Origin of the sequence: Brevundimonas sp. UYEF29, from assembly GCF_040546195.1 — a bacterium.
Lineage (GTDB): Bacteria > Pseudomonadota > Alphaproteobacteria > Caulobacterales > Caulobacteraceae > Brevundimonas > Brevundimonas huaxiensis.
The window spans coordinates 369904-387199 of record NZ_JBEPNH010000001.1 but is presented as its reverse complement, the minus strand read 5'-3'; the positions used below and the strand labels follow the sequence as shown (position 1 = coordinate 387199).

At 66.3% G+C, this 17296-nt stretch carries 15 protein-coding genes; 10 read left to right on the top strand and 5 right to left on the bottom strand.

What is annotated here, in order from left to right; genetic code table 11:
* Positions 1-3 precede the first annotated feature (3 nt).
* From ABIB58_RS02020 to ABIB58_RS01980, 9 genes are read left to right on the top strand one after another with little or no spacing between them, the layout of a single operon-like run.
* The gene (locus ABIB58_RS02020; RefSeq protein ID WP_354038820.1) at positions 4-1221 is read left to right on the top strand and encodes a M50 family metallopeptidase; all 1218 of its coding nucleotides are present in this window, start codon (positions 4-6) and stop codon (positions 1219-1221) included.
* A 29-nt stretch (positions 1222-1250) separates the two neighbouring features.
* Entirely contained in the window at positions 1251-3710 is a 2460-nt protein-coding gene (bamA, locus tag ABIB58_RS02015; RefSeq protein ID WP_354038818.1) for an outer membrane protein assembly factor BamA, read from the top strand.
* 32 nt (positions 3711-3742) lie between these two features.
* The gene (locus ABIB58_RS02010) at positions 3743-4348 is read left to right on the top strand and encodes an OmpH/Skp family outer membrane protein (RefSeq protein ID WP_354038816.1); all 606 of its coding nucleotides are present in this window, start codon (positions 3743-3745) and stop codon (positions 4346-4348) included.
* A gap of 6 nt (positions 4349-4354) precedes the next feature.
* The gene (gene lpxD, locus ABIB58_RS02005) at positions 4355-5368 is read left to right on the top strand and encodes a UDP-3-O-(3-hydroxymyristoyl)glucosamine N-acyltransferase (RefSeq protein WP_354038814.1); all 1014 of its coding nucleotides are present in this window, start codon (positions 4355-4357) and stop codon (positions 5366-5368) included.
* On the top strand, positions 5365-5859 hold the full coding sequence (fabZ, locus tag ABIB58_RS02000; protein ID WP_425340937.1) for a 3-hydroxyacyl-ACP dehydratase FabZ: 495 nt from the start codon (positions 5365-5367) through the stop codon (positions 5857-5859). The genes lpxD and fabZ overlap by 4 nt, the downstream gene beginning before the upstream one ends.
* On the top strand, positions 5859-6647 hold the full coding sequence (lpxA, locus tag ABIB58_RS01995; RefSeq protein WP_354038811.1) for an acyl-ACP--UDP-N-acetylglucosamine O-acyltransferase: 789 nt from the start codon (positions 5859-5861) through the stop codon (positions 6645-6647). Before fabZ ends, lpxA begins: the two co-directional genes overlap by 1 nt.
* Positions 6644-7483 (top strand): UDP-2,3-diacylglucosamine diphosphatase, encoded by an 840-nt coding sequence (lpxI, locus tag ABIB58_RS01990; RefSeq protein ID WP_354038809.1) that lies wholly within the window; start codon positions 6644-6646, stop codon positions 7481-7483. The genes lpxA and lpxI overlap by 4 nt, the downstream gene beginning before the upstream one ends.
* Positions 7480-8649 carry a lipid-A-disaccharide synthase gene (lpxB, locus tag ABIB58_RS01985; protein ID WP_045811200.1) on the top strand — a complete coding sequence of 390 codons (1170 nt, stop codon included), beginning with the start codon at positions 7480-7482 and terminating at the stop codon, positions 8647-8649. Before lpxI ends, lpxB begins: the two co-directional genes overlap by 4 nt.
* Before the next feature lie 2 nt (positions 8650-8651).
* Positions 8652-9644: an FUSC family protein gene (locus tag ABIB58_RS01980; RefSeq protein ID WP_052689552.1), complete on the top strand. Its 993-nt coding sequence runs from the start codon at positions 8652-8654 to the stop codon at positions 9642-9644.
* Between the two features lie 56 nt (positions 9645-9700).
* Here the strand turns inward: ABIB58_RS01980 and gltA are convergent, their stop codons facing one another.
* Positions 9701-11002 carry a citrate synthase gene (gene gltA, locus ABIB58_RS01975; protein ID WP_045811199.1) on the bottom strand — a complete coding sequence of 434 codons (1302 nt, stop codon included), beginning with the start codon at positions 11000-11002 and terminating at the stop codon, positions 9701-9703.
* 66 nt (positions 11003-11068) lie between these two features.
* A complete protein-coding gene (gltX, locus tag ABIB58_RS01970) occupies positions 11069-12484 on the bottom strand; it encodes a glutamate--tRNA ligase (RefSeq protein ID WP_045811198.1) in 1416 nt (471 codons plus the stop codon).
* Positions 12485-12551: 67 nt separating this feature from the next.
* On the opposite strand from gltX, the gene ABIB58_RS01965 reads away from it, so the two are divergent.
* Positions 12552-14669: a ComEC/Rec2 family competence protein gene (locus ABIB58_RS01965; protein ID WP_354038805.1), complete on the top strand. Its 2118-nt coding sequence runs from the start codon at positions 12552-12554 to the stop codon at positions 14667-14669.
* Here the strand turns inward: ABIB58_RS01965 and lexA are convergent.
* The 3 genes from lexA to trpD all read right to left on the bottom strand — a co-directional run bounded on the left by lexA (position 14650) and on the right by trpD (position 17295).
* Complete coding sequence (gene lexA, locus ABIB58_RS01960; RefSeq protein WP_039247444.1) at positions 14650-15348, bottom strand: transcriptional repressor LexA; 699 nt, start codon at positions 15346-15348, stop codon at positions 14650-14652. The two genes, ABIB58_RS01965 and lexA, sit on opposite strands and share 20 nt — an antisense overlap.
* Before the next feature lie 118 nt (positions 15349-15466).
* The gene (gene trpC / locus ABIB58_RS01955; RefSeq protein ID WP_354038802.1) at positions 15467-16261 is read right to left on the bottom strand and encodes an indole-3-glycerol phosphate synthase TrpC; all 795 of its coding nucleotides are present in this window, start codon (positions 16259-16261) and stop codon (positions 15467-15469) included.
* The gene (gene trpD / locus ABIB58_RS01950; protein WP_354038800.1) at positions 16258-17295 is read right to left on the bottom strand and encodes an anthranilate phosphoribosyltransferase; all 1038 of its coding nucleotides are present in this window, start codon (positions 17293-17295) and stop codon (positions 16258-16260) included. Before trpD ends, trpC begins: the two co-directional genes overlap by 4 nt.
* Position 17296 lies beyond the last annotated feature (1 nt).

Below are 17296 nucleotides of genomic sequence, written 5' to 3'. Positions count from 1 at the left end.
CGAATGCTAGGCGTCCTGGGTCAGGTCCTGATCTCCATCGCCTCGTTCCTGCTGGTGCTGACCTTCATCGTCACCATCCACGAACTGGGTCACTTCCTTGTCGCGCGCGCCTTTGGCGTGAAGGTGGACCGGTTCGCGGTCGGCTTCGGCAAGGCCGTGGCCAGCCGCACGGACCGTCACGGCATCGAATGGCGTCTCGGCTGGCTGCCGCTGGGCGGCTATGTGAAGTTCTCGGGCGATCTTGATGCGTCCAGCGTGCCTGATCGGGCCGGGCTGGATGAACTGCGTCGCCGCGTGGTCGCCGAGCGCGGGCCGGGCGCCGAGCGCGATTATTTCCACTTCAAGCCGGTGTGGCAGCGGGCCCTGATCGTCGCGGCCGGACCCATGGCCAACTTCATCCTGGCCATCACCATCTTCGCCGTCGTCTTCATGGCCGTCGGCGTGTCCTTGCGCCCCGCGCGCGTCGCGCAGGTCCAGGCGGGATCGCCCGCCGCCGCCGCCGGATTCCAGGTCGGCGACCTGATCACCGAGGTGAACGGCAAGGCTATCAAGGACGGCAGCGCGGTCACCCGCACCGTCATGCTCTCGACCGGCGATCCCGTGCGTTTCACGGTCGAGCGCGCCGGTCGTCCGGTCGTACTGGTCGCGACGCCGGAACGCCGCGAGGAAAACGATCCCATCGCCGGACGGGTCAAGGTCGGCCGTATCGGCCTGGGGCTGGGCTCGTCGGCCGGAGATGTCCGCCACGTGCGTTACGGCCCTGTCGACGCCGTGGTGGAGGGTGCGCGCCAGACGGCCGACGTTATCGGCTCGACCCTGACCTACCTCGGACGCCTGGCGACGGGTCGCGAGTCGGGCGATCAGTTCAGCGGTCCGCTGGGCATGGCCAAGGCGACGGGCTCGCTGACTACGGCCGCGGTCGAGGCCAATCCAGCGCCGGGCGCCATGGCGATCAACCTGATCCTGACGCTGACAACCTTGGCCGCCATACTTTCGATCGGAATCGGCTTTCTAAATCTGCTTCCCATTCCGGTCCTCGACGGCGGGCATCTGCTTTTCTACGGCTATGAGGCTGTGGCGAAACAGCCTGTGTCGGCGCGGTTCCAGGAGATGGGCTATCGTGCAGGCCTTGCGCTTTTGGCGGGATTTATGTTGTTCGCAACGTGGAACGACCTACAGAAGCTCAATATCTTCCAATTCCTCGGCGGGCTCGTCTCGTGAGCCGACGCCAGCCCCCGACGGTTTCCCGAATGAATGACATGACCTCTCGCGCCGCCGTTCGACTGAGCGCCCGCTCCAGCCTGCTGGCTCTGGCGGTCGCTGCTGGGCTGGGCGCGCCTGCGCTGGCGCAGACTGCGCCGGCCCAGACCGCTCCGGCGACGACGACGCCTGCTGCGCCGGCTCAAACGCCAGCCCAGACGGCCTCGGCGAGCGCTGCCGAACCGCGTGTCGAGATCGCTGCGCCGCAGACGATCACGATCAATCGCATCATCGTGCAGGGCGCGCAGCGGATCGACCAGACGACGGTCCTTTCCTATCTGCCGATCCGTCCCGGTGATGCGGTCGACGCCTCTGTGCTGGACGTCGCGGTGCGCACCCTGTCGCGCACGGGCCTGTTCGCCGATGTGCAACTTGGTATCCAGAACGGCGACCTGATCGTCCAGATCGTCGAGAACCCGATCATCAACCAGGTGGTGTTCGAGGGAAACAAGGCGCTGTCGAAGGACAAGCTGACCAAGGAAGTGACCCTGGCGCCGCGCGGCATCTATACCCGCGCCAAGGTTCAGGAGGACGTCGGCGCGATCGTCGAACTGTATCGCTTGCAGGGCCGCATCTCTGCAACCGTCACGCCCAAACTGGTCCAGTTGGAACAGAACCGCGTCGATGTGATCTTCGAGATCAACGAAGGCCCACAGACCGGCATCAGCGCCATCAACGTCTTGGGCAACGAGGCGTTTTCCGATCGTGACGTGCGCGGTGTGATGGTCACCGAGAAGTCGACCTGGTGGAAGTTCTTCTCCAACAACGACAACTACGATCCCAACCGCCTGGAATACGACCAGGAGCAGTTGCGGAAGTTTTACACCAACCGCGGCTATTACGACTTTCGCGTGGTGTCTTCGGTCGCCGAGCTGCAGCCCGACGATCAGGCGTTCCAGCTGACCCTGACGCTGAACGAGGGCGACAAATACAACTTCGGTGAGATCAAGGTCGTCACCCAGAACGACCGGCTTAACGCCGACTTCCTGAAGGCCCTGGTGCCGATCCGGGAAGGCCAGTTGTACGAAAGCGACAAGATCGAACAGGCGGTCGACGCCCTGACGTTCGCGGCCGGTTCGGCAGGCTATGCCTTCGTTGAGATCAATCCGACCTACAAGGCCAATCCCGAGACGGACACGGTCGATGTGACCTTTAACGTGTCCGAGGGCCAGCGCGTCTATATCGATCGCATCAATGTGGTCGGCAACACCCGCACGATCGACCCGGTCATTCGCCGCGAGCTGCTGCTGACCGAGGGCGACGCCTTCAACCGCGCTCTTATGGAGCGCTCGCGCAACAACCTGCGCGCCCTGGGCTTCTTCAAGGACGTGACGGTCGAGGAGACGCGCGGCAGCGCGCCGGACCGCTCGGTCATCAACGTCAATGTCCAGGAACAGCCGACCGGCGAACTGTCTGTCGGCGCGGGCTTCAGCTCCGTTGACTCCTTCACGGTCAACCTGGGCATCTCGGAGCGGAACTTCCGCGGACGCGGCCAGAACGTCGTGGCCCGTCTGGAGTGGGGTTCGCTGCGCCAGCAGGTCGACTTCCGCTTCACCGAGCCGAAGTTCCTCGGACGTGATCTTCGCGCCGGTTTCGACCTGTTCCACTCGCGCTACGACCTGAGCCAATATTCATCGTACGACTATCGCTCGACCGGCGCCGGGCTGCGTCTGTCCTATCCGCTGAACGGCAATATGCTGCTCAGCACGCGCTATTTCCTGAAGTCCGACGAAATCATCGTGCCGACGGGCTTCTGCTCGGGCGTGGGGCAGGGATCTTCGGCGCTTTGCGATCAGATCGGCAGCTTCATCAACTCGTCGGCGGGCTACACGCTACAGGTCAACTACACCAACGATCCGATCCGTCCGACGCGCGGCTGGGCCGGGTCTCTGCGTCAGGACCTCGCGGGTCTGGGCGGCGACGTGAACTATGTGAAGACCGAGGCCGATGCGAGTTGGTACTACGGCTTTACGCCGAACTGGATCGTCAGCGTTCAGGGTTCCACCGGCTACGTCAGCGGCTGGAACGGCGACCCGATCCGCATCAACGATCGCTTCTTCAAGGGCGGCAACAGCTTCCGCGGCTTCGAGACAGCCGGTATGGGACCGCGCGATCTGAATACGACCGACGCCCTAGGCGGCAACTTCTACGCCATCGGTACGGTCGAGTTGACCCTGCCGAACTATCTGCCCGAGCAATACGGCATCAAGACCTCGCTGTTCGCCGATGTCGGTACGCTGGGCGTGCTGGATGACCGCTACAAGCTGACGTCCACCGGAACGGTGAACACCAACATCGCCGATGAGCTGTCGCTGCGCGCGTCGGCGGGTGTCAGCATCCACTGGAAGTCGCCGATGGGTCCGATCCGCTTCGACATCTCCAAGGTTCTGTCCAAGGAAGACTACGACAAGACGGAATCCTTCCGCTTCTCGACCTCCACTCAGTTCTAATCGCGGCTTTTTCGACCGCACGAGGAAACACCATGAAAGCTCTGATCATTGCGGCGACCGCCGCTGCTTCGCTCATCGCCACCGCCGCTTCGGCGCAACAGGCCGGCGCGCCCGCCAACCCCGGCCCGGTCATCCCCGGCGTCTGCGTCTATTACAACGCGCGTCTGCTGGCCCAGTCGTCGGCCGGCCAGGCCGTCGAAGCCCGCATGCAGCAGCTGGCCCAAGAAGTTCAGGGCGAGCTGCAACCTTATGCAACCCAGATCCAAACCGAAGCCCAGCAGCTGCAATCGGCGGGCTCCAGCCTGCCGGCCGACCAACTGCAACAGCGCCGTCAGGCCCTGCAGCAGCGCGCTCAAGAAGCCCAGCAGCTGGAAGCCACTCGTGAAAACGAGCTGCGCTACACCCTGGGCATGCAACGTCAGGCCATCACCGAGGCCGTCTCGCCGATTCTGACCGCCCTGTATCAGGAAAAGGGCTGCGGCCTGCTGCTGGACCGCGAGAGCGTCTTCATGATGAACCCGGCCATGGACGTCACTGATCTGGCGATCCAGCGCCTGAACACGGCCCTGCCGACGCTGAGCTTCAACCGTATGGCCGTGCCGGCTCAGACGCAGGCTCAACCGGCCGCCGCCCGCTAAGTCTCGATGCCTGATCCGCGCTTCTTCGAAACCCTGTCGCCCCTCAGCGTCGCCGATCTGGCGGCGAAGATCGGCGGCGAGGTCGAGCGGGGCGGGGATCGCATGATCGCCTCCGTCGCGCCCTTGTCCTCTGCGGACGGGGGCGCGATCGCGTTTTTGGGTGACCGCAAGTTCGCCGCTGCGCTGGCGACGACCCAGGCCGGCTGCGTCATCGTGTCGGCTGAGGCCAAGGACGCCGCGCCGTCGTCCGCCGCTGTCATCGTCTCGCGCAAGCCGCAAGCCGCCTGGGCCAAGGCGTCGCTGGCGCTGCATCGGCCTATACTCCTGGACAAAGCGATCAGCCGCGACGAGGCGGCCGAGGACGACAGCGTCGTGGTCGAACCCGGCGCGATCCTGGGGCAGGGCGTCCGTATCGGTCGCGGGTCTCGCATCGGCGCCAACAGCGTCATCGCGCCGGGCGTGCAGATCGGCCGGGATTGCGTGATCGGCGCCAACGTCAGCGTGGCCTTCGCCCTGATCGGCAACCGGGTGAAGCTGTATGCCGGCGCCCGGATCGGCGAAGCGGGATTCGGCGCCACGGGGACAGCGGCGGGGGTCATGGATATTCCCCAACTGGGCCGCGTCATCCTTCAGGACGGCGTGACGGTGGGCGCCAACTCCTGCATCGACCGCGGCGCCTATGACGACACCGTCATCGGCGAGAACACCAAGATCGATAATCTGGTCATGGTCGGCCACAACTGCGTCATCGGCCGTAACTGTCTGCTGGTCGCCAATACGGGTATCTCAGGCTCTGTGACCGTGGGCGACAATGTCATCTTCGGCGGCAAGGCGGGGATCGGCGACCACATCACGATCGGCGAGGGCGCGCGCGTCGCGGCCGGGGCCGGTGTGCTGGCCGATGTTCCCGCCGGCGAGACCTGGTCGGGTTATCCAGCGCGTCCGATCCGACAGTTCTTGCGCGAGACGGTCTGGCTCGCCAAACAGGCCTCATCGAAGAAGGCTCCGAAGGAATCATAGGGATGAGCGACACGACTGCCGTCGAAGGCAAGATCGATTACGCCGAGGTGATGCGGCGGCTGCCGCACCGTTATCCCTTCCTGCTGGTGGACAAGGCCGAAGACTTTTTGCCCGCGACGTCGATTGTCGGCATCAAGAACGTCACCCACAACGAGCCCTTCTTCCCCGGTCACTTCCCGATCGATCCCGTCATGCCCGGCGTGTTGATCGTCGAGGCCATGGCCCAGACCGGCGCATTACTGATGTCCAAGACGCTGGATGTCGCGGTGGCCGACAAGGTCATCATGTTCATGTCGATCGACGGGGTTCGTTTCAGAAAGCCCGCGCGGCCCGGCGACCAGCTCCGTATGGAGGTCAAGGTGATCCGCGCGCGGGGCGACGCCTACAAGTTCCGGGGCGAGACCTTCATTGACGGCAAGCTGGCGGCCGAAGCCGAGTTCATGGCGATGGTCGTGACTGTGCCTGCTCCTGCGCCTGGGCCGGCGGCCTGATGACCGTTCATTCCACGGCTCTGATCGACGCGACGGCGACGCTGGCCGAGGGAGTCGAGGTCGGCCCCTGGTGCACGGTCGGGCCGAATGTTGTGCTGGGCGACAATGTGCGTCTGGTCAGCCATGTCGTGGTCCAGCAGGACACGACGGTCGGGGCCGGTACGGTCATCCATCCCTTCGCCGTCATTGGCGGCGATCCGCAGCACAATGGCTACAAGGGCGAGACGGTGCGGCTGGAGATCGGCGAGAACAACCTGATCCGCGAGCACTGCACCTTCAATCGGGGCACGCCGCAGGGGACGGGTGTGACGGTCGTGGGTTCGAACAACCTGTTCATGACCGGCGCCCATGTCGGTCACGACTGCATCGTCGGCGACAATGTCGTCATGGCCAACAACGCGACCCTGGGCGGTCATGCTCAGGTCGGGGACAAGGTGTTTCTGGGCGGACTGTGCGCGGTGCACCAGAACGGCCGCGTCGGGCAGGGCGCGATCATCGGCGGTCTGGCGGCGGTGACGCGCGATGTCATCCCCTATGGCTCGGCCTGGGGCAATCACGCGCGGCTGCGTGGGCTGAATCTGATCGGATTGAAGCGCAAGGGCTACGGCAAGGATCAGGTGCGGCGTCTGCTCGCTGCCTATCGTGATCTGTTCGAGGGCGAGGGCGAGTTCGCCGGTCGGATCGATGGCGTGGAGGGACGCTATTACGACCTGCCCGAGATCATGGAGATCATCGCCTTCATCCGCGACGGCGGGCGGCGTCCGCTGTGCCTGCCCAACGCGGAATGAGCGCGGCTGGAAAGCTGGGCCTGATCGCCGGCGGCGGCGATCTGCCGGCGGCCGTCGCGGCGCGTTGCGATGCGCTCGGGCGGCCGGTTTTCGTGATCCGTCTGGCGGGATTCGCCGATGAGCATCTGGCGCGCTGGTCCGGCGCCGAGTTCGGCATGGCGCAGATCGGCGCGATCCTGAAGGCGTTGAAGGCCGAGCGCTGCACGACCGTGTGTCTGGCGGGCATCGTCAATCGGCCGGATTTCAAGACGTTGAAACCCGACTTCAAGGGGGCGACCCTGTTGCCGGGCATCGTCGCCGCGGCCTCCAAAGGGGATGACGCTCTGCTGCGTAAAGTCCTGTCAGTGTTCGAGGCCGAAGGCTTCGCCGTCGAGGGCGCCGACGACATTCTGGGCGGCGACACGCTTGGCGCGGGCGCCTTGGGCGCGGTCTCGCCGACCGACGAGCAGCTAGCCGATCTGAAGAAGGCGCTGCATGTCGCCGAAAGATCAGGTGAACTGGATATCGGACAGGGCGCCGTGGTCTGTGACGGCCTGGTCCTTGCGGTCGAGGCGCAGGAAGGCACGGACGCCATGCTGACCCGCGTCGCCGATCTGCCCGCCGACTTGCGTGGAGCGGTTGATAGCCCCAGAGGCGCGCTCGGCAAGGCGCCCAAGCCGATCCAGGATCTGCGCGTCGATATGCCCGTGATCGGGCCGCGCACTGTCGAAATGGCGGCGGCGGCGGGTCTGGCGGGCATCGGCGGTGTGGCCGGACGTTTGATTCTGATCGACCGTCCGGCCATCGTTGAGACGGCCGATCGGTTGGGTCTGTTCGTCTGGGGCGAGGATCGGTGAGCCGTCCGCTGAAGATCATGCTGGTGGCGGCTGAGGCTTCGGGCGATGCGCTGGGCGCCGGTCTGGCCAAGGCGTTGAAGGCGCGGTTGGGGGACGATGTGGCCTTTGTCGGCGTCGGCGGGCCCAAGATGACGGCTGAAGGCGTCGCCAGCCCGTTCGATATCGCCGAACTGTCGATCCTGGGCTGGATCGAGGGCTTGCGCGCCTATGGCAAGGTCAAGCGGCGCGTCGAGCAGACGGCGGCTCTGGCCGAGCGGGAAAAGCCTGACGCCGTGGTGCTGATCGACAGTTGGGGCTTCACGATCCGTGTGGCCAAGGCGATTCGGGCCGCGCGCCCGGACCTGCCGCTGATCAAATACGTCGGGCCTCAGGTCTGGGCCTCGCGGCCGGGCCGGGCCAAGACCTTGGCGGGCGCCGTCGATCATCTTCTGGCCCTTTATGGCTTTGATGCGCCCTGGTTCGAGCGCGAGGGCCTGCCGACGACTGTGGTCGGTTCGTCGGCGCTTCATGTGAATGTCGATGCTGCGGACGGTGCAGCGTTTCGTGCGCGTCGTGGGATCGCCGCCGATGCGCAGCTTCTCCTAGTGCTGCCCGGCAGCCGGCCCAGCGAGATCACGCGGATGGCCCCCGTTTATGAGGCGACGGTCAGAAAACTGAAGACCACGAACCCGGGCCTGGAAGTCGCCGTAGTCGCCGCGGGGACGGTCGCTCAGGATGTTGCGGCCCGCGTCGCCGCCTGGCCCTTCCGCGTTCACCTGGTCGACGAAGCCGAAAAATATGACGCCATGCGCGCCGCGACCATCGCCCTGGCCACCAGCGGCACCGTGTCGACCGAACTGGCGCTGGCGGGCGCGCCGATGGTCATCGCCTACAAGATCGACGGGCTGAGCTATCAGCTGATGAAGCGGTTCGTGACCGCCAAGCACATCACACTGTTCAATGTCGCGGCTGACGACCGGATCGCGCCCGAGTTCATTCAGCACGAGGCGACCCCGGCCATCCTGACGGCGGCGGTTGGGCGGCTGTTGGCCGACCCGGCCCTGGCGACCGAACAGGCGCGTCGCCAGACGGCGGCCTTGGATCTGATGGGGCGCGGAGGCCCGGATCCGTCCGAACTGGCTGCCGACGCCGTGCTCAGGGTCATCGCCGCCAAATCGGCGAACTGACGATGGCGCGGGCGCTCAGTCCGCGACGTGCGGCCGAGGTCCGCGCCGCGCTGCAGATGGCGGTGGGCGCGATGGCCGCGCTCTATCTCGCGACCTGGCTGAACCTGCCGCACCCGTACTGGAGCGTGATTTCCGCCATCGTCGTCATTCAGGCGAGCGTCGGCGGCGGCGTCCTGACCGTTGCGCGCGACCGGGCCATCGGTACGGCGACCGGAGCGCTGGCGGGGGCGGTCTTCGCCTTCCTTCGTCCGCCGGGCCTGGAAAGCATGGCGCTGAGCATCGCCGTCTCCGCCGGGCTGCTGGCCTTCCTGGCAGGCGGGCGGCCTTGGCTGAAGGTCGCGCCCGTGACGGCGACCATCGTCATCGCCGGCGGGACGGGCGCGGAAGGGCCGGCGTCCCTCGCGCTGGATCGGGTGATGGAAATCTTGGTCGGCAGCGGCGTGGGCGTGCTGGCGATCCTGGCCCTGTTCCCGCGCCATGCCAGGCAGTCCTTCAAACTTCAGGCGCGCGAGGCGGCGGGCGAGGCGGCGGCGCTGCTGGCTCTGGTGTCTAAGGCCGACCCGGAGGATGCGTCCGAGATTTCGCGCCGTCATGCCGATCTGAAGCGGCGGCTGGATGCGTTGGGTCAGGCCGCCAAGAACGTCATCGATCTCCCCGGTCCGCAACGTGAGACCGCCGACCGGGCTGCGCTCGTGCGCGCCTTCTGGCGCGTGCGCAGCGACATCGTCATCCTGGGGCGCGGTTTCCAGGCCGAGGGTGCGGGCGCCCGGCTGGATCCCTGGTCACAGGATGCGGAGCGCGCGGTGGAGCAACTCAAGGCTCTGTCTCAGGGCAGGGCCGCCCAGCCCATGGGCGCGATCGACCAAAGCCTGGCCCTCTCCATGGCTGTCGAGGGCGACGACGTGGCTCTGGGGGCTGCTGCGATCGGCGTGGCCCATATGCACCGTGATCTGGACGACCTGGCCGCCCGGTTCGCGGATTTGAAGCTGGTCTGACGACAAAGAAAAACGCCGGGGATGTCTCCCCGGCGTTTCGCATTCTAGCCTTCGTCTCAGCCGCGCTGTTCGATCGGCACGTAATCGCGCTGGGTCGGGCCCGTGTAGAGCTGACGCGGGCGACCGATCTTCTGCGACGGATCGGCCATCATTTCCTGCCACTGCGAGATCCAGCCCACGGTGCGGGCCAGGGCGAACAGGACGGTGAACATGGTGGTCGGGAAGCCCATCGCCGACAGCGTGATGCCCGAATAGAAGTCGACGTTCGGGAACAGCTTGCGCGAGGTGAAGTATTCGTCCGACAGGGCGACCTTCTCCAACTCCTTGGCGACCAGGAACAGCGGATCGTTTTCGCGGCCCGTGGCGGCCAGCACTTCATAGGCCGACTGCTGCATGACCTTCGCACGCGGGTCGTAGTTCTTGTACACGCGGTGGCCGAAGCCCATCAGCTTGTACTTGCGGTCCTTCACGCCCTGAATGAACTCCGGGATCTTGTCCGGGGTGCCGATTTCCTTGAGCATCGTCAGCGCTTCTTCGTTGGCGCCGCCGTGCGACGGGCCCCACAGGCAGGCGATGCCGGCGGCGATACAGGCGAACGGATTGGCGCCCGACGAACCGGCCAGACGCACGGTCGAGGTCGAGGCGTTCTGCTCGTGGTCGGCATGCAGGGTGAAGATGCGGTCCATGGCGCGGACCAGGGCCGGATCGACGTGATAGTCCTCGGCCGGCACGGCGAAGCACATGCGCAGGAAGTTCTCGGCGTAGGACAGGTCGTTGCGCGGCGAAACGAACGGCTGGCCAATATGGTATTTGTAGGCGCGGGCCGCGATCGTGGGCATCTTGGCGATCAGGCGAATGGCCGAGATGTCACGCTGGATCGGATCGTGGATGTCCAGGCTGTCGTGATAGAAGGCCGACAGGGCGCCGACGGTGCCGACCATGATCGCCATCGGGTGGGCGTCGCGGCGGAAGCCTTCGAAGAAGCGATCGAACTGGCTGTGCAGCATCGTGTGGGTGGTGATGCTGTTTTCGAACTTCTCATACTGAGCGGCGGTCGGCAGTTCGCCGTGCAGCAGCAGGTGGCAGACCTCCACGAAGTTCGACTTCGACGCCAGCTGGTCGATCGGATAGCCGCGGTGCAGCAGCACGCCGGCGTCGCCGTCGATATAGGTCAGAGCCGATTCACAGGCCGCCGTCGAGGTGAAGCCGGGATCGAAGGTGAAGGCGCCCGTTCCCGCATAGAGTTTGCGGATGTCGATGACGTCCGGGCCGGTGGAGCCCGAAAGGACCGGCAACTCGATCGTCTTGTCCTCGAAGGACAGGGTCGCCGAGCCGGCGGGTTTGGCTTGTTCAGTCATGAATGCCCCTTTGCATCACACGTCCAGGCGCGGGGAGGCGTCGGCCGCTTTTTGGTTTGTGGGTGATCACTTAGTCTGTTGCAGCGCATCATCCAAGCGCCCGAGACTTTCGTCGCGCCCAAGAGCCGACAAAGTTCGTGCAATATCAGGTGATGTTGACCCTGCGGTAAGCGCCGCGCGCATCGGCGGGCCGATTTTTCCGAACCCGACGCCCTCGGATTCCGCAAAGGCCTTGAGCTCGGCTTCCAGTGCGAAGACATCCCAGGATTGGAACAGGGACAGCCGTTCGCGCAAGCGGGCGAGGCGATCCAGCGTCTCACCGGACAGCAGCGCCTGCGCCTTGTCGTCCAGGGTCAGCGGGCGCGATTTCAGCACGAAGGCGGTTTGGTCGGTTAGATCGAGGATCGTCTTGGCGCGGTCCTTGACGAAAGGCATGGCGCGCTGGAGGCGGGCTTCGTCCGCCTCCGCCAGGGCGTGGCCCTTCAGCAGATGCGCATCCAGCGTCAGCTTGGCGAGCCGTTCATCGTCGGCGAGGCGCAGCCAGTGCGAATTGACGTGGGCCAGTTTATCGAAGTCCAGACGGGCCGGCGCCTTGCCGATGCCGGCGAGATCGAACCATGCGATGGCCTGGGCGTCGCTGAACAGTTCGTCGTCGCCGTGCGCCCAGCCCAGGCGGGCCAGATAGTTGCGCATGGCCTCGGGCAAATAGCCCATCTCGGCATATTCATGCACCGCCTGGGCGCCGTGACGCTTCGACAACTTCGCGCCGTCCGGTCCGTGGATCAGGGGGATGTGGGCGAAGGTCGGGCGCGTCCAGCCCAGCGCATCGTAGATCAGGCTCTGGCGCGCGGCGTTGTTCAGATGATCGTCGCCGCGAATGACGTGGGTCACGCCCATGTCGTGGTCGTCCACGACGACGGCGAGGTTATAGGTCGGCGCGCCGTCCGAACGCAGCAGCACCAGATCGTCCAAGTCGTCGGTCGACCAGTTCACGTCGCCCTGGACCTCATCGGCCACCGTGACCGTCGTCGCCTTTGGCCGACGGAAGCGCACGACGTGCGGCAGCGCCAGGTCGTCCACGGTCGGCTCACGGTCGCGCCAGGGCGATTCGAAAGTGCGCTTTTCAGCCTTGGCCTCGTCACGCAGACGACCGGTCTCCTCGGCCGAGGCGAAGTCGCGATAGGCATGGCCGGTTTCGAGCAGTTGATCGACCACCTCGCGGTGGCGGTCGGCCCGGCTGAACTGAAACACTGGCTCGTCGTCGGAGAACAGCTCCAGCCAGCTCAGACCATCGAAGATGGCCTTCACCGCCTCATCGGTCGAACGTTCGCGGTCGGTATCCTCGACACGGATCAGGAAACGTCCAGCGTGTCGCTTGGCGTACAGCCAGTTGAACAAAGCGGTTCTCGCCCCGCCGATATGCAGATAGCCTGTCGGCGAGGGGGCGAAGCGGGTGACGACAGTCGAGGAAGGTGAGGTCATGGGGGAGGGGTCCGTAAGCGAGGCCCTTATACGCCCCGATGCGGCAAAACCTACCCCCGCTGCGCGATTGCGCGCCTGGCTGGACGCCGAGGTCGCCGCCCAGACCCTGAGATGGCGGCTATGGGCGCCGGTCGCATTCGGCGCGGGCAGCGGCGTCTATTTCGCCCTGCGAGCCGAACCGGTCTTGTGGCCCTTGTTGCTGGGCGCCGCCTTGGCCTTTGGGCTGTGGGTCGTGGCGCGCCGGCGTGGCGGGTCGCGGCGCCTGACCTGGCTGCTCTTGATGCTGGCCTGCGTTTCAGGCGGGCTGGCGGTAGCCAAGGTGCGCACCGAAGCCGTCGCCGCGCCGATCGCGCCCGTCCTCAGCGAACCGACCGTGATCGAAGCCTGGGTCGCCGATGTCGACAGCCCGGGTCAGCGCGGCGCGCGGGTCGTGATCGCGCCGGTCTGGATTCGCGGACTGACGCCCGAGCAGACGCCGGTGCGCTTGCGGGCGACGGTGCGGGGCGAGCCGCCGCGGCCCGGCGAAGCGATCCGCCTGTTCGGCATTCTGAATCCGCCGCCTGCGCCCGCCAGCCCCGGCGCCTACGACTTCGGGCGCAACGCCTTCTTTCAGGGGATGGGCGGCGTGGCGTTCGCCTTGGGCGAAACGCGTGGGGCCGATCTGGCCCCGCCGCCGTGGCGCCTTCGACTTGAAATGGCGATCAACAGCGCTCGCTTCGCGCTGGCGGAGAGGATCGTGGCACGGCTCGGCGAACGGACCGGCGGGATCGCCGCCGCCATGACCACCAGCCATGAAACCTGGATCAGTCAGGAGGACATGGATGTGATGCGCGATTCCGGCCTGGCGCACATCCTGTCGGTATCAGGGCTGCATATGGCCATCGTCGGCGGTTTCGTCTTCTTCGCCGTGCGGCTGGGCGTCGCAGCTTGGCCTTGGTTGGCCCTGCGGGTTCACGGCAAGAAGGTCGCGGCATTGGCGGGCCTGACGGCGGTCGGGGTCTATCTGGTGGTGTCGGGCGCGCCGCCTCCGGCCGAGCGGGCCGCCATCACCGCCTCCATCGCCTTTCTCGCCATCCTGCTCGATCGGCAGGCGGTGACGATGCACGGCCTGGCGGTCGCGGCCTTCATCGTTCTGGCGATCCAGCCTGAGGCGATCGTCACGCCCGGTTTCCAGATGTCGTTTGCGGCGACGGCGGCCTTGGTCGCTTTGGTCGAGGCCTGGCCGAAGCGCCCGCGCGAAATATCCGCGCCTTGGCCGATCCTGGCAGTCCAACGGCTGGGCGGTTGGTTGACGGCGGCTGTGGCAGCCAGCGTCGTCGCAGGATTGGCGACGGGACCGTTCGCCATGCAGCATTTCAACCGCACCGCCATGTACGGACTGCTCGCCAATCTCGGCACGTCGCCCGTGGCGGACTTCATCCTGATGCCGGCGCTGGCTCTGGGCGCAGCGCTTGAGCCTTTGGGGCTCGGCGGACCGTTTCTGGCGGTCGCGGGCTGGGGCGTCGACCTGATGCTGGCGATCGGCACGTGGACGGCGGGATTGCCCGGCGCGGTCAGAACCGTCGCCAGCGCGCCGAACTATGTCCTGCCGATCGCCTTTCTGGGCGTGCTGTTCGTCTGTCTGTGGCAGGGCCGCCTGCGCTGGTTGGGATTGCCGTTCGCAGCTGCGGTCCTGATCTGGCCGCGTGAACCGACGCCGGACCTCTGGATTGGCGATGGCGGGACGAACGCCGCCTTTCATCGTGACCAGGCGGCGGTCGTCGTGCGGCCTGGCGTGCGCGAATTTGCAGTCGATCTCTGGTCACGGAGACGGGGGCTGACGATGACGGACCGGTCGGAGACGGGCTGGGTCTGCAACCGATTCTCCTGTCGACCGGACACCGATGAAGCGGGGCCGGTGGCGATCTGGTGGGGGCGAAAGTCGCCGAGCTCCGACCAGATGGAAACGTTATGCCGTGCAGCGCCTGTCGTCAGCGTCCGCGCCGTCGTCACTTCGATCCCCAGCGCGTGTCAGGATCGCCTTGTCCTGGACGGCGTGGATTTTGCGCGGGGTGGGGCGGTGGAGTTGTGGCGCGTCCGCTCGGACGCCCCGAATCGATGGCGCGCGGTGTGGACGGCCGACGTTCGCGGCGACCGCCCCTGGACGCGTCAGTCCGATCCGGAGGTCAGTGATACCGGCGCATGAGGCCGACCAGCTTGCCCTGGACGGCGACTTGATCGGAGCCGTAGATCTTGGTCTCGTAGTTACGGTTGGCGGGTTCCAGCGCGATCGACGCGCCCTTCTTGCGTAGGCGCTTCAGCGTCGCCTGCTCCCCCTCCACCAGAGCCACCACGATCTCGCCGGAGGCAGCGTTGTCGGTCGATTTGATCACCACCATGTCGCCATTCAGGATACCGGCTTCGATCATGGAGTCGCCTTCGATCTCCAGCAGGTAGTGCTCGCCAGAACCCAGCATCGATTCCGGAACCGGATAGCGGGCGGTTTCATGCTCGATCGCGTCGATCGGCGTGCCGGCGGCGATCTTGCCCATCAGCGGCAGTTCGCGGGTGTCGTTGGCCGCCATCGGAGCCGCAGGTCTGACACCGCCGCCGCCCTCGATGACGTCGGGCTTGAACCCGGCGCGACCGCGCGGCGCGCCGGCCGTCGCCTGCTCGGGCAGTTTCGTGACTTCCAACGCGCGGGCGCGGTGAGCGAGACGACGGATGAAGCCGCGTTCCTCCAGCGCCGTAATGAGCCGGTGAATGCCGGACTTGGAAGCCAGATCGAGCGCCTCCTTCATCTCGTCGAACGAAGGGGAGACGCCGGTCTCCTGGATGCGTTCATGGATGAACATCAGCAGTTCGTGCTGTTTGCGCGTGAGCATCGCCAGGCCCTCATGCGCCCGCCGACGAATCGGAACGGGCCGTGAACATTTGTCGATGTTCTGTAAGTGTTCCTTGCTAATGTCAACTTAACGGCGAGGCTTGCCGCCGCGCTTCGGCTCAGACCGCCAGCAGCTGACGGGTGGCGGCCTCGACATCGGCCTGCCGCATCAGGCTTTCGCCAACCAGGATCGCCTGGGCATGGGCAGCCGAGACGCGCGCCACGTCGTCGGGCGTGAAGATGCCGCTCTCGGCGACCAGCAGAGCGCGCACGGGGCTGAGCATCGACAGCCGTTCCGTGGTTTCCAGATCGACCTCGAACGTGCGCAGCGAGCGATTATTGACTCCCACCAGATCGCCGCCGAGCGCACAGGCGCGCGCCATTTCTTCCTCGTCGTGGGTCTCGATGAGCGCGTCCATCCCAAAGCGTTCGGCTTCCGACAGCAGTTCAGCGGCCAGGCTGTCATCGATCATGGCGAGGATGATCAGGATGCAGTCGGCGCCAAGGACGCGGCTTTCGGCTACCTGCCAGGGATCGACCAGGAAATCCTTGCGCAGGCAGGGCAGGGCGACGGCCTCGCGGGCCTGGGCCAGATAGGCGTCGTCGCCCTGGAAGCTGGGACCATCGGTCAGCACCGACAGACAGGCCGCGCCGCCGGCCTCATAGGCGCGGGCCAGAGCCGGCGGATGGAAATCGGGCCGGATCAGGCCCTTGGAGGGGCTGGCCTTCTTGATCTCGGCGATCAGGGCGGGACGACCGGTTTCCTCGCCCACACGTTCCAAGGCAGCGCGAAAGCCGCGTGGAGCCGATGCGGCGCGGGCCAAGGCTTCGATCGCGTCCTGTGAAGTCGCTGCCTTGCGGGCGGCGACGTCCTCGCGCTTGTAGGCGGCGATGCGGTCCAGAACGTCGGTCATGCGGGCTCTTCGCTTTCCAGCGGCGTGGAGGTGATGCGGGCCAGGCGATCCAGCGCCACGGCGGCTCGACCGTCATCGATCGCGGCAGCGGCGAGCGCGGCGCCCTCGGCCAGATCGGCCGCGCGATCCGACACCACGAGGGCGGCGGCGGCGTTCAGCAGCACGATGTCGCGGTAAGGGCCAGTCGCGCCTGCCAGAAGCGCGCGCAGGGCGACGGCGTTCTCCTCGGCGTCGCCGCCGCGAATGTCTGCGATAGAGGCACGCGGCAGGCCGGCATCCTCGGGCGTGACCTGGAAGCGGCGAACCGCGCCGTCCTTCCATTCGGCGACGTCCGTGGGGCCGGAAGTCGCCAGTTCGTCCAGGCCCTGGCCGTGAACGGTCCAGGCCCGGGTGGCGCCCAGCCGGCCCAGCACTTCGGCCAGCGGCTCCAGCAGGCGTGGATCATAGACGCCCATGACCTGTCGTCTTGCAGACGCCGGGTTCGAAAGCGGTCCCAACAGGTTGAAGACGGTGCGAAAACCGATCTCGGCCCGCACCGGCCCGACATGACGCATCGCCCCGTGATAGGCAGGCGCGAACAGGAAACAGATCCCCGCCTCGTTCAGCGCCTTCTTCTGCTGCGCCTGCGACACCATCAGGTTCACCCCCAGGATCGACAGGACGTCGGAAGAGCCTGATTTCGATGACATCGCCCGATTGCCATGCTTGGCGACCTTCAGACCGGCGCCGGCCAGAACCAGGGCTGCGGCGGTCGAGATATTGTAGGTGTGCTGACCGTCGCCCCCGGTGCCGCAGGTGTCGATCACCTCATAGGGGTGATCCAGCGTCAGGGCGGCCTCGCGCATCGCGCCCGCGAAGGCGGCGATCTCGTCCACGGTCTCGCCGCGCATCCGCATGGCGGTGACGGCGGCGGCGACTTGCGACGGGGTCGGCTCGCCGCGCAGGCAGGCGGCGAAGAAGTCGTGCGCCTGCTGGGACGTCAGGGGATGGCCCTCGACCAGTCGGGCGAGGATCGGCTTGAACCCGTCGCCCACG